We start from the raw sequence: 14,654 nt of genomic DNA on the forward strand, positions 1-14,654 counted from the left end.
CCTTCATCGGCTGGCAAATGGCTGTCGATGCGATAGGGCTCCCGGGCGTCACCGCTCAGTCGGCCTGCCGTGCCGGCCGTGAAAACACGTTCACGAGATTGCCGTCGGGGTCGCGCAGCAGCAGGGAGCGATTGCCCCATGGCATCACGGTGGCCGGCATCACGAGCTCCGCCTGCGCCGCCCTCATGCGGGCGAACACGGCGTCGACGTCGTCCACCTCGAACTCCAGGATCGCCGACCGATTCGACGCCGCGACGGCGGCGCCGGCATTGAAGCGCTCGATCAACTGCTCGGCCGAGAGCGCCAGCGTGGCTCCCTCGAAGCGTATTTCGGCGAATCCGTCGGCGAGGCGGGTGGCCTCGAGGCCGGAAAGCTGCTGGTAGAACGCGATCAGGCCTTCGAGATTCCGGGTTGCGACACGAATCGATGCGAACTTCATTGCGAGCTCCTGACAGGAAAGGGCGCCCAGTCTAGTCGGCCGCGCTGTCAGATCCTGACAGCAGGGAACGCCGATGCCGGGCGGCCCGATTATTTTCAATATTTAATATTGAAATGAACGAGCTGCGTCCGTTCGCAAGAGTGTTGAATATGATTGAATATCTGTGCCTCGCATTGAATCGAAAACTTAATGTCTTATCTTTCCCTTGCCGCGCGTTGATATTGCCGATGGTTGGCGATGTCGAATGCAGAGGCGGCAATATTAAATTACCGGAGAGAAACCATGAGCAACGATTCCCATGTTCAACCGCCGAGCGGCGGCTATATCACGGATCACACCGTCGACGGCCGGCAGCGCAAGTGCGTGAAATTCATCGCGGGCTCATTCGCCTGCTACGAGCATTACGATATCGTGGTGGAAGGCAATACCTACCAGAATCCCGAGCGGATCGACAAGGAGCTGTTGATCCTGGTGCCGGCCGACGTGGACGTCGCCTACAACAGCCGGATCGGGGTTTATGGCGCCAACGGGGCCGAAGCGAGCAAGAAGCTGTTCCAGGGCGGGGATGCGGTACGTCCGTTCGGCGGGCGCGTCGACAATACCGAGTCGCTGACGCGGGTGATTTTCGAGGGCGGCAACATCGGGCGCTACGCCAATTATTCAGCCGAGGTTTCGGGCAAGGAATATGGCGGCATCAAAATCATCCCCGAAAGCAATGCCGTTGAACTTCCCTTGAAGGTGGGCGAGAACGTGCAGGTGATCGTGTATGGCCACAACGATGCCGACAAGAAAATAACGGTATTCGATGGCCTGGCGGAGGCGCTGCCGGTTCACGGTTTTGTCGTTTTTCATGGATCCACTTCGACCTGCGTGATGTTCCAGAAAGGGGACATGACCAAGTACTCGGCGGGATACAAGCTCAGCTACGAGGACGGAAAATCGACCACGGAATTTATCGGGCTGGAGCCGATTCACATTCGTTTCGAATCGGTCGGCAAGAATATCCGCACCGAAGTCAAGCTCCACTCCCTGAAGCCCGATGGCAGCGAGGACCGTCTGCTGTTCCAGGGCCGATATAACGACGACGAGCATTTCCGGGCCGAACATTCCTGAGCCCCGCAGGTGCCGGCCACACCGCCGAACCGCGGCGGCGTGGCCGGCCCGGGCCGGCGTGAATTCAGGCCTCGCCCGAGTCGGCGCCGCGCTTGCCGCGCCGATCCGCGTCGTCGTCGGCCATCGCCTTCTGCCGCAACACGAACTCGACGAAGCGCGCCGCCGCCGGATCGCCCATCTCGGCCGGATGCGCGAGATGCAGCGGCGCGGAAAAACCGGCGTCGTCGGCCAGCGGGCAGAACACCGCGCTGCGATGGTCGTAGCGGCGCATCGAGGCCGGCACCAGCGTCACGCCCAGCCCGGCCGCCACCATGTGGATGCCGGTCAGCATGCGCGGCACCTCGCGCGCGACGTGCGGCACGAAACCCTGGCGCCGGCAGGCGGCGAGAAAATCCGCATACATCCCCGGCGCGCCGGGCCGCCGAACCAGGATGAATTCCTCGTGCTCCAGCGCCTTCAGCGAGATCGTCGGCGGCGGGTCGCCTTCGGCCATCGCCGTCAGCAGCCGGTGCCCGACCGGCAGCACCGCCACCATCGGCTCGTCGAGCAGCGGCTCGAAGGCGATGCCGGGCAGGGTGTCCACCGGCTTGCGCAGGAAGGCCACCTGTAGCTGCCCGTTGGCGAGCCGCTCGGTCAGCTCGGCCGCGTTCAGCTCGGCCAGCGTGATCTCGATGCCGGGGTGCGCGGCGCGAAAGCCGCGGATCGCGTCGGTCGTCATCGGGTGGAAACCGGCCGAACTGGTCAGGCCCACCGCGATGGTGCCCAACTCGCCGCGCGCGATCCGTCGCGCGTGTGCAACACCTTGCTGCAGGGTTTCCAGCACCAGTTCCGCGTTCTGCGCGAAGGCGCGCCCGGCCGGCGTCAGCTCCACGCCGCGCGGCTGCCGCACGAACAGGTCGAAACCGATCTCCTCCTCGAGCAGGCGAATCTGCTGCGACAGCGGCGGCTGCTGCATGGCGAGCCGCTCGGCGGCGCGGGTGAACTGGCCTTCCTCGGCAACGGCGAGGAAGTACCGCAGGTGACGCAATTCCATGCAGGGGGCTCCGGCGAGGCGGGACGATCGACCCATATTCTACATATATGGGACTACAAGGAAATCGATATTTTACATCTGGTTCGGGACTCCCTAGCATTGCGCCTGACACGTCGAACCCATATACGGCGGGGCTTTCCGGGCGACCGGGGGCAGCCGCCACGACGGCACAACAACGTTCAGGAGACCCGTTATGAAGAAGCACCACGCCGCAGCGGCCATGCTGCTTGTCGGATGCGCGTCCGCTTACGCGCAGCAGGACGAAGTCGACGAGGCCTTGCAGCTCGCGACGGGCGGCGGTGGAGGCGGCGGCAGCTCGGTCATGCTGTATGGCGTGATCGACGCGAACGTCGAATACCTGAGCCACGCGGCCAAGGGCGGCAGCGGCTCGCTGGTGCAGATGAATTCAGGCGGGATTCACAATTCGCGCTTCGGCGTGCGCGGCACGGAAGACCTCGGCGGCGGCAATGCCGCGTGGTTCGTGCTCGAATCCGGCTTCAACACCAACGACGGCACCCAGGCCACGGCCGGCACGCTGTTCAACCGCACCTCGGCGGTCGGCCTGTCGAACCGCACCTTCGGCTCGCTGTCGTTCGGCCTGCAATACACCCCGATGTACGACATCCTGCTGCGCTACGACCCGATGTCGTTCTCGCCGCAATACACCTGGTTCCCGACCACCGGCTCGTCGAACAACTTCTCGTTCCGCGCGCGCAACAGCAACATGGTCAAGTACGTCGGCCGTTTCGCGGGCGTCACTGCGATCGCAGGCTACAGCTTCGGCGGCGATGCGGCCTCGTTCCAGAGCAGCGCGGCCTACGGCGGCGGCCTCGACTACGACGGCGGCACCTTCGGCGCCGCGGTTGCCTACGACTACCGCAACGGCGCGGTCAATACCAGCGGCAACTTCACCAAGTCGCGCAACCTGAGCCTGTCGTTTCGCCAGGACATCGGCCGCGGCCAGCTGATGGCCGGCTACGAGCACTTCCTGACCAACCCGGCCAGCACCAAGACGGCCTCGTCGGCGCAGGCGCTGTGGTTCGCGGGCGTGCGCTACCCGGTGATGCGCAACCTGAAGGTGACAGCCGCCTATTACTACGACCAGGACAAGACGCCGGGCAACTCGAATACGTGGATGGGGGTGCTGAGCACGCAATACGCGCTGTCCAAGCGCACCTCGCTGTACGCGACGGTGGCCTATGCGCAGGCCACGCGCGGCAACAACGGCACGTACACGCCGGTCGGCACCACCGACGCCACGGCCTTCGGTCCGAACCAGACCGGCGTCACGCTCGGCATGTTCCACCGGTTTTGATGAATCATGATGTCGGGCCCGGGCCGCGCGCCGCGCGGCAGTCCCCAGGAGTCGTATTGATGCAAGTCCAAGCGATCACCCCTCGCGCCCTGCGAGGCGCGAGCGCCGCGGTCTTCGCGGCGCTCGCGCTCGCCGGCGGGCCGGGTGCCCGGGCCGCCGAGGCCTCGGGCGCCGCCGCGCCGCATGTCTACAACGCGCATCTGCGCCCCGTGTCGGTGATCTCCGGCACGCGGCTGCGCCTCGACACGCCGGCCGGCGCCGCCGAGTTCCCGCTCTATCTGTCGCGCGACTGGAACCAGCCGTTGCCCGAGGTGACGCGCGCGGTGATCGTGATCCACGGCAAGCTGCGCAATGCCGATCGCTATTTCGAGAGCGCGGAGAAGGGGCGCGACGCGGCCGCGGAGAAGGGCGCCGACGTCGCCGGCACGCTGCTGATCGCGCCGCAGTTCCTGGCCACGCTCGACCTGGCCGGCCGTACCGACCAGCCCGCCGACCTGCTGCGCTGGGACGCGAACGGCTGGATGGCCGGCGACGACGCGCTCGGGCCGGCGGCGGTGAGCTCCTATACGGTGCTCGACGCGATCGTCGAGCGCCTGGCCGATCGCAAGCGTTTCCCGAACCTGAAGACGGTGGTGTTCGCCGGCCATTCGGGTGGCGGCCAGGTGGTGCAGCGCTACGCGGTGGCCGCGCGCGAGACCGGCGCGTTGGCGCGCGAGGGCATCGCCCTGCGCTACGTGGTGTCGAGCCCGTCCTCCTATGCCTATTTCGATGCCGAGCGCCCCGGCGCCGACGGCAAGCCGGCCGCGTTCGACGCGGCCGCCTGCCCCGGCTACGACGACTGGAAGTACGGCATGGCGCATCGCCCGCCGTACCTGGCCGATCGCACGCCGGCCCAGCTCGAGGCCGCCTATGTCGCGCGCCGCGTGACCTACCTGGTGGGCGGCAAGGACGACGATCCGCAGCAGAAGGCGCTCGACCAGAGCTGCCCGGCCGAGGCCCAGGGCCCGCAGCGCGTGGCACGTGCCGAAGCCTATTTCCACTACCTGCAGGGCCGCCATCCGCAGGGGCTGAACCAGAGCCTGCACATCGTGCCGGGCGTCGGCCACAACGGTGCGCGCATGCTGACCTCTGCCTGCGCGCTGGCGACCATGTACGACACGCCGGGGTGTGGATCATGAGCCGCATGAACCAGGTTTCCCAACCCTCCGCCGAGTCGCTCGGCCAGGACCCACAGCACCAGCCGGCCGCGCGCCTGTCGCCCTCGATGGTGCGCCGCGCGATCTTCGCCTCGGTGCTCGGCAACGGCCTCGAATGGTTTGATTTCCTGATCTACGGCTACTTCTCGAAGATCATCGCCCAGGTGTTCTTCCCGGCCGGCAATGCGCTGGTCTCGCTGCTGCTGACGCTGGCCACCTTCGCGATCGGCTTCTTCGTGCGGCCGATCGGCGGGATCCTGCTCGGCATCTACGCCGACCGCGCCGGCCGCAGCCGCGCGATGTCGCTGCTGATCATCTCGATGGCGCTCAGCACGCTGCTGATGGGCCTCACGCCCGGCTACGCGCAGATCGGCTACGCCGCGCCCGCGCTGGTGATCCTCGCGCGCGTGCTGCAGGGGCTGTCGGTGGGCGGCCAGTTCGCCACCGCCTCGGCGATGCTGGTGGAATACGCGCCGCCGGGCCGCAAGATGTTCTACGGCAGCTTCAACATGACGGCGCAGTCGTTCGCGCTGCTGCTGTCCTCGGGCACCGGCTACCTGCTCACCACCCAGCTCTCGCATGAGTCGCTGGTGGCCTGGGGCTGGCGCCTGCCGTTCCTGTGCGGCGCGCTGGCCGGCCCGCTGGGCTTCTACATCCGCCACAAGGTGGCCGAGTCGCCGGAATTCCAGCAGTTGCGCAAGGAGAACGCCGGCGCGCGTCCCAAGGTGCCGCTGCGCGATTTCTTCCGCGACAACGGCCGCGCCGCGCTCTGCGCGATGGGCGTGATCGCGGTGGGCGCGGCCACCAACTACGTCTGGCATTCCTATATCGCGGTCTATGTCGAGCGCCAGTTGCACCTGCCGCTGGAGGTCGCGCTGCGCGGCGCGTTCTTCTCGGGCGTGCTGAACCTGTTCCTGTTCCCGTTGTCGGGGCGCCTGGCCGATCGCTACGGGCCGTACAAGCTGTTCTACCCGATCACGATCCTGTGGATGCTGTGCGCCTATCCGCTGTTCGCCTACGTGGTGTCGGAGCCTTCGGCCTCGCGCCTGTTCACCGCGCAGATCATCTCGACGGTGTTCCTGGCGGCGATGTCGGGCGCCCACCCAGGCATGCTCGCCACGCTGTTCCCGGTGCGCAGCCGCTCCTCGGGCGTGGCGCTGTCGTACAACATCGCCGTCACGCTGTTCGGCGGCCTGGCGCCGTTCACGATCACCTGGCTGACTTCGCTCTCGGGCAGCAGCCTGACCCCCGCGTTCTATCTGATCTTTGCCGGCTTCGTGTCGCTGGCGCTGGTCGGGCTGTCCCGCCGCGGACATCCCGAGCTCGGCACCGATACGCCGGCCACCACGAGGACCCCCGCTTGAGCACCGTGCCTGAACATGCGCATGACGAACGCGCGCCGAACGAACGGCCCGTCGACGTCGTCGCCCCGCAACACCTGACCGTCACCGCGCCGGCAGGCACCGGTGTGGTTCCGCTGTTCGCCACCGGCGAGTGGAACGCGTCGCAGCCCGGCGTCGACACCGCGGTGATCCTGCTGCATGGCCGGCTGCGCAACGCCGATGCCTACTTCAAGTTCGCCCATCGCGCGCGTGCCGCCGCCGGCCGCAATTCCAACGACACCGTGCTGCTGGTGCCGCAGTTCCTGGCCCAGGCCGACGTCGAGGCGCATCGCCTGCCGGCCGAGACGCTGTGCTGGGACTGGACCGGCTGGATGGGCGGCGGCGAGGCGCTGGCGCCGGCGCCGGTCAGCTCGTTCGACGTGCTGGACGCGCTGCTGGCCGCGCTGGCCGATGCCGACGCGTTCCCTTCGCTGCGCACCGTGGTGGTGGCGGGGCACTCGGGCGGCGGCCAGGTCGCGCAGCGTTATGCCGTGCTGGCGCGCGGCGAGGCGGCGCTCACGCGGCGCGGCATCGCCTTGCGCTACGTGATCGCGAATCCCTCGTCCTACGTCTATTTCGATACGCGGCGCCCCGATGCGGATGGCGGTTTCTCGCCCTTCGACGCGGCCGCCTGCGCCGGCTTCAACGACTGGAAATACGGTCTCGACGCGCTGCCGGCCTATGCCAGCGAACAGCCGGCCGCGCGCGAGCCCGGCGCCTTCGAACATGCCTACCTGAAGCGCGACGTGATCACGCTGCTCGGCGATCGCGATTGCGATCCCCGGCATCCGGCGCTGGACCGTTCCTGCGCGGCGATGGCGCAAGGCGCCCACCGGCTCGAACGCGGGCTGGCCTATGCGCGCTACATCGCCTCGCGCGGCCCGGTCTCGTGCACCCACGAGACGCATACGATCCCCGGCGCCGGCCACGATGCCGATGCCGTGTTCGGCTCGCCGGCCGGGATCGCCGCGTTGTTCGGCAAATCCGCCTGAGGCGCGCGCGCCGCACGAGCGGCGCCGTCGCGGGACGGCAGTGGAAGGAAGACTGAAAAGCAGCAGGCCGGACGGCGTCCGGGAACCATCGACAATAATCAGGAGACCGTATGAACATGCCTTACCCGAATGCCCCGGCCGACCGGCTCGCCATGCCCGGCGCGACGGTCAAGCGCCGCGTGCCGGCGGCGCTGGTCGCGCTGGCGCTGCCGGCGATCGCGCCGGCGGTGCACGCGCAGGCCTGCAACAACCAGGCCCTGCCGGGCGGCGCGGCCTGCGTCTCGACCATCTCGGCCGGCCAGACCGTGAGCGGCACCACCATCAACAACGGCGGCCAACAGACCGTGCGCGGCACCGCCGCGTCCACCACGGTGTCCTCGGGCGGCACCCAGACCGTCTCCTCGGGCGGCGCGGCCAACGGCACGCTGCTCTCGGGCGGCCGCCAGATCATCTCGCGCGGCGGCCTGGCCAGCGGCACCGTGATCGGCAACGACGGCCTGCAGACAGTGTTCTCGGCCGGCTCGACGATCAACACCGTGGTGTCCTCGGGCGGCACGCAGTACGTGTCGGCGGGCGGCTCGGCGTCCGGCACGCTGGTGGTGTCGGGCGGCAGCTTCGGCGTGTCGCGCGGCGGCCTGGCCGATGCCTCGGTGGTCAGCTCGGGAGGCTTGATGCGCGTCTACTCCGGCGGCTCGGCCACCAACAGCCTGGTGGCGGGCGGCAAGCAATACGTGTCGGGTGGCGGCGCGACCACGGGCACGGTGGTCAGCGCCGGCTCGCAGGTGGTGTTCACCGGCGGCGCGGCCACCGGCACGGTGGTCAACGGCGGCATCCAACTGGTGTCGAGCGGGGGCCTGGCGACCGGCACCCAGGTCAACGCGGGCGGCAACCAGACCGTGCTGCTCGGCGGTTCGGCCGCGCAGAGCACGGTGGCGGCGGGCGGCAACCTGACGGTCGACGTCGGCGGCACCACCGTGGCCGGCCCGGTGGCCGCGCAGACGCTGGGCGGCGTCACGCTGGCCGGCACCCTCACGGTGGAGGAGAACGCGGCCGACCTGCTGACCGGCAAGGCCGCGCTGACGATCGACAGCCTCGCCATGCAGGGCGGCTCGGTGCAGCTCGCCGCGCCCAAGGGCGGCGGCTTCAAGACGCTGACCGTCAACCAGCTCTCGGGCAGCGGCCAGTTCGTGCTGAGCACCAACGTGGGCGCGGGGCAATCCGACAAGCTGGTGGTCGGGCAGGGCACCGGCGCCTACACGCTGTCGGTGCACGATTCGAGCACGGTGCCGGCCGCCACGAACGCGCGGGTCGAGCTGGTGCAGGCGAGCGGCACCGGCGCCACCTTCTCGCTGGCGGGCGCGAGCGGCATCGACGTGGGCGCCTACAAGTTCGCGCTGCAGGACGACAACGGCAACTACTTCCTCGCCAACACCGGCCAGACCAGCGACGTGGCCTCGGTGGCGCAGGCGGCCGCCGCGACCGCGCCGATGCTGTGGATCCAGCAGCTCGAGACGGCCTTCTCCTATCTCGGCGACCTGCGCGCCGACGGCGGGCAGGGCGGCGGCCAGCTCTGGGTGCGCGCCTACGACCAGCGCCTCAAGACCAGCCCCGGCGGCACCTCGACCGAGCTGACGCTGTACGGCGCGCAGATCGGCCGCGACTGGGCCGTCGCCACCACCGCCGGCACGCTGCACGTGGGCGCCACCGGCGGCTACGCGCAGGCCAACGAAACCTTCGACGGGCTCGGCAACGGCAGCGCGCGCCCCTGGAACATCGGCGCCTACGCCGGCTTCGTCACGCCCTCGGGGCTGTTCGCCGACACGGTGGTGCGCTACCTCGGCTTCAAGCAGTCGCTGGGCGTCACCACGGCCGGCAACCAGGCCTCGGGCGACTACGCGCAATCGGGCTACTCGCTGTCGCTCGACGCCGGCAAGCGCTGGCAGTTCGGCGGTCGCTGGTGGGCCGAGCCGCGCGTCGAGCTGACCTACCAGCACGACGGCGCGGTGAACTACCAGACCTCGCTCGGCACGCCGGTGATGCTGGCCTCGAAGTCGCTGGTGCTGGGCGGCGCGGGCGCGCGGGTGGGCACCTCGTTCGCGGTGGGCGACCTGAAGCTCGACCCCTACGTGGGCGTCGAGGCGATGCACATCTTCAATTCGGGCCTGTCCGACACGATCGGCGGCAGCGCGCTCGGCGTGGCCTTGCCGAAGACCTGGGTCAGCGCCGATCTCGGCATGGGCGCCTCGCTGACGCGCCACGTGCGTGCCTGGGGCGCCTTCGGCTACGGCAAGGGCCACGACTACTCGCAGCCCTGGGCCGTGACGCTGGGGATCAGCTATGTCGACTGACGCGCTGGAAGTGCGACGCCGCACGGCGTCGATCATCGAGGCGGCGATGTCGGCCGTCTCGGCCTCGGCCGCCGGCGCACCGCCGCGCGCGGTGGCCGCCGGTTCGGTGGGCAGCCTGCCCGCCGGTGCTCAGGATCTGCCGGCAGTCCCGACCCTGGCGGCGCGCGCGACGCCCGCGGTGATCGGCGATCCGCGCATGCCGGTGGTGGCCGTGCCGGTCGGCCCGGCGGCGGCGCCGGTCGAGGCGCGCGGCCCGGCCGGTACCGCCGATGCGCCGCCCGAGCCGGTGTTCGAGGGCGGCCCGGCGGCGATCGTCGATCCGGGCGCGCCGGTGCTAGAAGGGCCGCACGGGATCCGCTACGACTTCAACTACGGCTGCCGCGTGCAGGTGCCGGCGGGGCCGTGGCGGGTGCGCCTGCTGGACCTGGACGCCGACGTGGTGCTGTTCGACGAGCTGGTGGACGACGGGGTGGTCAGCAGCACGAAGAAATATTTCGTACGCTTTCGCATCGAGGTGCTGCGCGACGAGGAACTGGTGTTCGAGCATGACTACGACGCTTGCGGCCAGCGCGTCTACATGCGCCTGCCGGTAGGCACGCTCGGCGACATCCTGGCCTGGTTCCCCTACGTCGACGAATTCCGCCGCGTGCACGACTGCCGCGTGTCGGTCTCGATGGGCGAGGCGCTCTGGTCGCTGTTCGAGGACGCCTATCCGGAGCTCGACTACGTGCGTCCCGACGAGGAGCCGAAGGCGCTGGCCGGTGCCTACGCGAGCTACTACCTCGGCATCTTCTTCCCCTGCGATGACCGCACCCACCAGCCGACCGACTTCCGCGTCAGCGGCCTGCAGAAGACCATTCCCTACCTGCTCGGGCTGATGGCCGTCGAGCGCCGGCCGCGCATTGCCGTGCGCGATACCACGCGCCTGATCGCCGAGCCCTACGTGGTGATCGCCGCGCAGTCCTCCTCGCAGTGCAAGTACTGGAACCACCCGACCGGCTGGTACGAGCTCGTGAAGTTCCTGAAGGCGAGCGGCTACCGCGTGCTCTGCATCGACAAGCAGCCGGCGCACGGCGAGAAGCTGATGTGGAACCTGATTCCCTACGGCAGCGAGGATTTCACCGGCGACCTGCCGCTGCAGCAGCGCGCCAGCCTGCTGCTGCATGCCGATTTCTTCATCGGGCTGTCGAGCGGGCTGTCGTGGCTAGCCTGGGCGCTGGGCAAGCCGGTGGTGATGATCAGCGGCTTCACGCATCCGCTCAATGAGTTCGAGACGCCGTGGCGCGTGATCAACTACCACGTCTGCAATAGCTGCTGGAACGATACCTCGGTGGAGTTCGACCATCGCGACTTCGCCTGGTGTCCGCGCCATGCCGGCACGGATCGCCAGTTCGAATGTTCGCGCCTGATCACGCCGGGGCAGGTGATCCGCACCGTCAAGAGCCTGATGACGAATCTCGATCTCGATCCGCGCCGGGTGGTGGAACCGCAGGACGCGGCGGCGAAGCAGGGCGGTCGCCGCTGATGAAGCCCCGGGGCCGGGCACGGCTCCGGGGCGATCGGCCTATACTGGCGGCTCGTTACGATTCCCAGCCAGCCCAGCCGCCGTGTCGAAGTCGCCAATCCTCCCGTCCAGTTCCGCCACCGAGCCCGCCGACGATCCGCGCCCCGAGGCGCCCGTGCCGCCCGAGCTCGAGGACTGCTGCCAATCCGGCTGCTCGCCCTGCGTGTTCGATCTCTACGACACCGCGCTCGAAGAGTACAAGGCCGCGCTCGCGGCATGGCGCGAACGCCATCCGCAAGCGCAGCCCTGAAGCGGGCCGCCGGGCGCGTCGCGCTCAGAACCACTCGCGATAGCGCCGCACGTAGATCGTCTTGACGGTCTGTGCCAGCACGATATACCCGAGCATGGTGGCCGCGAGCCACAGCCAGTAGCTGCCCGGCAGCCGCACGAAGCCCAGCGCGTTCGCGAACGGCGAGAACGGCAGCCAGCAGCCCAGCGCGATCGCGGTGACGGTCGAGAGCAGCACCGGCAGCGCGGCCGTGCTCTGCAGGAACGGGATCCTGCGGGTGCGCAGCAGGTGCACCACCAGCGTCTGCGAGACCAGGCTCTCGATGAACCAGCCCGAGTTCATCATCACCTGGCCGGCGGCGCCGCCTTGCGCGTGATATAGCGCGCCCGCGCCGAACACGAACCACATCAGCAGGTAGGTGCTGACATCGAACACCGACGAGGTGGGCCCGATCCACAGCATGAAGCGGCCGATGTTGCCGGCTTCCCACTTGCGCGGCTTCTTCAGGAACTCCGGGTCCATGCGGTCCCAGGGCAGCAGCAGTTGCGAGGTGTCGTAGATCAGGTTCAGCACCAGCAACTGGGTGGCCAGCATCGGCTCCCAGGGCAGGAAGGCGCTCGCGATCAGCACCGAGAACACGTTGCCGAAGTTCGAGCTGGCCGTCATGTTCAGGTACTTGAGGATATTGCCGAAGGTCTCGCGGCCCTTCACGACGCCGGCCTCCAGCACCATCAGGCTCTTCTCGAGCAGGATGATGTCGGCGGTTTCCTTGGCGATGTCGGCGCCGCTGTCCACCGAGATGCCCACGTCGGCGTCGCGCAGCGCGGGCGCGTCGTTGATGCCGTCGCCGAGGAAGCCGACCGTGTGGCCGTTGGCCTGCAGCGTGGTGACGATGCGCGACTTCTGCATCGGCGTGAGCTTGGCGAACACGGTGGTGCGCTCCACCGCCTCGGCCAGCGCCGCGTCGTCGAGCGCGTCGATCTGCGCACCCAAGAGCGGCACGCCGGTCGTCAGCCCGACCTGGCGGCAGACCTTCAGCGTGACGGTGGGATGGTCGCCGGTGAGCACCTTCACGGCCACGCCGTTCTCGCGCAGCGCGGCCAGCGCCGGCGCGGCCGAATCCTTGGGCGGATCGAGGAAGGTCAGGAAGCCGCGCACCACCAGGTCGTGCTCGTCGCTGCCGCGGTACTGCTCGCGCGCCTCGGCCGCGGCGATCGTGCGGGTGGCGATCAGCAGCACGCGAAAGCCGTCCTCGCTGTAGGCATTGGCCTGCGCGACCAGGCGCTCGCGGGTGGCGGCGTCGAGTGCTTGCGGCAGGCCGTGCTCGTCCTGGAAGCGCGTCGATACCGCCAGCATCTCGTCGACCGCGCCCTTGCAGATCAGCAGGTGCGCGCCATGCGCGTCGCCCACCACCACCGACAGCCGGCGCCGCACGAAATCGAAGGGCAGCTCGTCGATCTTGCGATAGCCGAAGGGCTTGGCGCGATCGCCGAGCGCATCGGCGCGCGTCACGATCGCGATGTCGATCAGGTTCTTCTGGCCGCTCTGGTGCACGCTGTTGAGCCAGGCCAGGCGCAGCACCTCGTCGTCGCGCTGGCCGCGCAGGTCGAGGTGGTGCTCCAGCAGGATGTCGTCCTGGGTGAGCGTGCCGGTCTTGTCGGTGCAGAGCACGTCCATCGCGCCGAAGTTCTGCACGGCGTTCAGGCGCTTGACCACCACCTTGCGGCGCGCCATCGCGATCGCGCCGCGCGCGAGGTTGGTGCTGACGATCATCGGCAGCATTTCGGGCGTGAGGCCCACCGCCACCGCCAGCGCGAAGGTCATCGCGCCGAGCCAGTCGCCCTTGGTCAGGCCGTTGATCACGAACACCACCGGCACCATCACCAGCATGAAGCGGATCAGCAGCGCGCTGACGCTGGCCACGCCGCGGTCGAAGCTGGTTTCCACGCGGCGGCGGCCCGTCACGTTCTTCGCCAGCGCGCCGAACACGGTGCGCTCGCCGGTGGCGATCACCAGCGCGGTGGCGGTGCCGCTCACCACGTTGGTACCCATGAAGCAGACGTTGGCGAGGTCGAGGGGGGAGCCGGCATCCGTGCTGCCTGCCTTGCCCGTATCGACAGCATCGCCGGCCGCCTCGGCTGCCGCTGCCGGCGCTTGCGCCGACTTGCCGGCCACCGCGCCGAGCGTGTCGTATTTCTCCACTGGCAGCGCCTCGCCGGTCAGCGCGGCCTGGCTGATGAAGAGGTCGCGCGAGGCGAGCAGGCGCACGTCGGCCGGCACCATGTCGCCGGCCGACAACTGCACGATGTCGCCGGGCACCACCTCGCGGATCGGGATCTCGCGCAGCATCGGCTCGGTGCTCGCGGCGGGCCGGCGCCGGACCATGGTGGTGGTGCGCACCAGCGCCTTGAGGCGATCGGCGGCGCGCAGCGAGCGGAATTCCTGCACGAAGCGCAGCACCGCGCTGATGGTGACCATGCTCAGCAGGATCGTCATGCCGACATAGTCGCGATCCTCGGGCGCGGCGAACCAGACGTCGGTGCAGAAGCTGATCGCGGCCAGCACCAGCAGCACGTAGACGAAGGGATTGTGGAACGCATGCAGCAACTGGCGCAGCCAGTGCGGCGGGCGATCGTGCGCGATCTCGTTGGCGCCGTGCTGGGCGAGGCGGTCCTCGGCCTGCGAGAAGGTCAGGCCGCGCGTGCCGGTGTGCAGGCGGGCGAGTACGTCCTCGAGCGAACGGTTCGCCTCGGCGACGATCGGCGCGGTGGCCGGGGAAGCGGCGCGCTCTCGCGCGCCGGGCTGGACGAAACCGCGCTGGCGGTTGCGGCGAAGGAATCTGAGTGTCATCTAACGCTCCTGATGCCGCGCATGACGGCGCGCGGCGAGCGTCGGGCGCGGCGATCAGCGCGCGCAGGCTCCCCGCCGCGTCGCGTCCTGCGCGTTCGGCTGCTTGGATCGGAATTCGGGGCGGCCCGCCGGCGCGACGGCCGGCGCCATCGCGAGGAGGCTCGGCATCGACGCGCCGGCGGGCCGTAATGGA

11 protein-coding genes are annotated in these 14,654 nt (G+C 69.0%); 8 read left to right on the plus strand and 3 right to left on the minus strand.

From position 1 onward, the window contains the following. Positions 1–55 precede the first annotated feature (55 nt). Complete coding sequence (locus BM43_RS05180) at positions 56–439, minus strand: VOC family protein (protein WP_036056594.1); 384 nt, start codon at positions 437–439, stop codon at positions 56–58. 282 nt (positions 440–721) lie between these two features. Between BM43_RS05180 and BM43_RS05185 the strand changes: the two genes are divergently transcribed. Further along, positions 722–1,552 (plus strand): hypothetical protein, encoded by an 831-nt coding sequence (locus BM43_RS05185; RefSeq protein ID WP_036056593.1) that lies wholly within the window; start codon positions 722–724, stop codon positions 1,550–1,552. A gap of 64 nt (positions 1,553–1,616) precedes the next feature. On the opposite strand, the gene BM43_RS05190 is transcribed toward BM43_RS05185, so the two are convergent. After that, entirely contained in the window at positions 1,617–2,585 is a 969-nt protein-coding gene (locus BM43_RS05190) for a LysR family transcriptional regulator (protein ID WP_013690043.1), read from the minus strand. Between the two features lie 193 nt (positions 2,586–2,778). On the opposite strand from BM43_RS05190, the gene BM43_RS05195 reads away from it, so the two are divergent. From BM43_RS05195 to BM43_RS05225, 7 genes are all read left to right on the plus strand, one after another. Next, positions 2,779–3,900, plus strand: a complete 1,122-nt coding sequence (locus BM43_RS05195) for a porin (RefSeq protein WP_036056592.1) — start codon at positions 2,779–2,781, stop codon at positions 3,898–3,900. 59 nt (positions 3,901–3,959) lie between these two features. Then, on the plus strand, positions 3,960–5,078 hold the full coding sequence (locus BM43_RS05200) for a hypothetical protein (RefSeq protein ID WP_036056591.1): 1,119 nt from the start codon (positions 3,960–3,962) through the stop codon (positions 5,076–5,078). A 5-nt stretch (positions 5,079–5,083) separates the two neighbouring features. Beyond that, the gene (locus BM43_RS05205) at positions 5,084–6,460 is read left to right on the plus strand and encodes an MFS transporter (RefSeq protein ID WP_088555552.1); all 1,377 of its coding nucleotides are present in this window, start codon (positions 5,084–5,086) and stop codon (positions 6,458–6,460) included. Continuing rightward, positions 6,457–7,470 carry an alpha/beta fold hydrolase gene (locus tag BM43_RS05210; RefSeq protein ID WP_036056589.1) on the plus strand — a complete coding sequence of 338 codons (1,014 nt, stop codon included), beginning with the start codon at positions 6,457–6,459 and terminating at the stop codon, positions 7,468–7,470. The genes BM43_RS05205 and BM43_RS05210 overlap by 4 nt, the downstream gene beginning before the upstream one ends. A 110-nt stretch (positions 7,471–7,580) precedes the next feature. Further along, positions 7,581–9,818: an autotransporter outer membrane beta-barrel domain-containing protein gene (locus tag BM43_RS05215; protein ID WP_036056588.1), complete on the plus strand. Its 2,238-nt coding sequence runs from the start codon at positions 7,581–7,583 to the stop codon at positions 9,816–9,818. Continuing rightward, positions 9,808–11,343 carry an autotransporter strand-loop-strand O-heptosyltransferase gene (locus BM43_RS05220; protein ID WP_052409067.1) on the plus strand — a complete coding sequence of 512 codons (1,536 nt, stop codon included), beginning with the start codon at positions 9,808–9,810 and terminating at the stop codon, positions 11,341–11,343. The genes BM43_RS05215 and BM43_RS05220 overlap by 11 nt, the downstream gene beginning before the upstream one ends. Before the next feature lie 82 nt (positions 11,344–11,425). After that, a complete protein-coding gene (locus BM43_RS05225) occupies positions 11,426–11,632 on the plus strand; it encodes an oxidoreductase-like domain-containing protein (RefSeq protein ID WP_036056587.1) in 207 nt (68 codons plus the stop codon). A 24-nt stretch (positions 11,633–11,656) separates the two neighbouring features. On the opposite strand, the gene mgtA is transcribed toward BM43_RS05225, so the two are convergent. After that, positions 11,657–14,461, minus strand: coding sequence for a magnesium-translocating P-type ATPase (gene mgtA / locus BM43_RS05230; RefSeq protein ID WP_052409066.1), 2,805 nt, complete (start codon positions 14,459–14,461; stop codon positions 11,657–11,659). Between the last annotated feature and the right edge of the window lie 193 nt (positions 14,462–14,654).

The organism is Burkholderia gladioli, assembly GCF_000959725.1.
Taxonomy (GTDB): domain Bacteria; phylum Pseudomonadota; class Gammaproteobacteria; order Burkholderiales; family Burkholderiaceae; genus Burkholderia; species Burkholderia gladioli.

Excerpts from the sequence above, each read along its gene's own strand:
- BM43_RS05190 (WP_013690043.1), bottom strand. The coding sequence starts at position 2,585 with ATGGAATTGCGTCACCTGCGGTACTTCCTCGCCGTTGCCGAGGAAGGC.
- BM43_RS05215 (WP_036056588.1), top strand. The coding sequence starts at position 7,581 with ATGAACATGCCTTACCCGAATGCCCCGGCCGACCGGCTCGCCATGCCC.
- BM43_RS05185 (WP_036056593.1), top strand. The coding sequence starts at position 722 with ATGAGCAACGATTCCCATGTTCAACCGCCGAGCGGCGGCTATATCACG.
- BM43_RS05205 (WP_088555552.1), top strand. The coding sequence starts at position 5,084 with ATGAACCAGGTTTCCCAACCCTCCGCCGAGTCGCTCGGCCAGGACCCA.
- BM43_RS05195 (WP_036056592.1), top strand. The coding sequence starts at position 2,779 with ATGAAGAAGCACCACGCCGCAGCGGCCATGCTGCTTGTCGGATGCGCG.
- BM43_RS05180 (WP_036056594.1), bottom strand. The coding sequence starts at position 439 with ATGAAGTTCGCATCGATTCGTGTCGCAACCCGGAATCTCGAAGGCCTG.
- mgtA (WP_052409066.1), bottom strand. The coding sequence starts at position 14,461 with ATGACACTCAGATTCCTTCGCCGCAACCGCCAGCGCGGTTTCGTCCAG.
- BM43_RS05200 (WP_036056591.1), top strand. The coding sequence starts at position 3,960 with ATGCAAGTCCAAGCGATCACCCCTCGCGCCCTGCGAGGCGCGAGCGCC.
- BM43_RS05220 (WP_052409067.1), top strand. The coding sequence starts at position 9,808 with ATGTCGACTGACGCGCTGGAAGTGCGACGCCGCACGGCGTCGATCATC.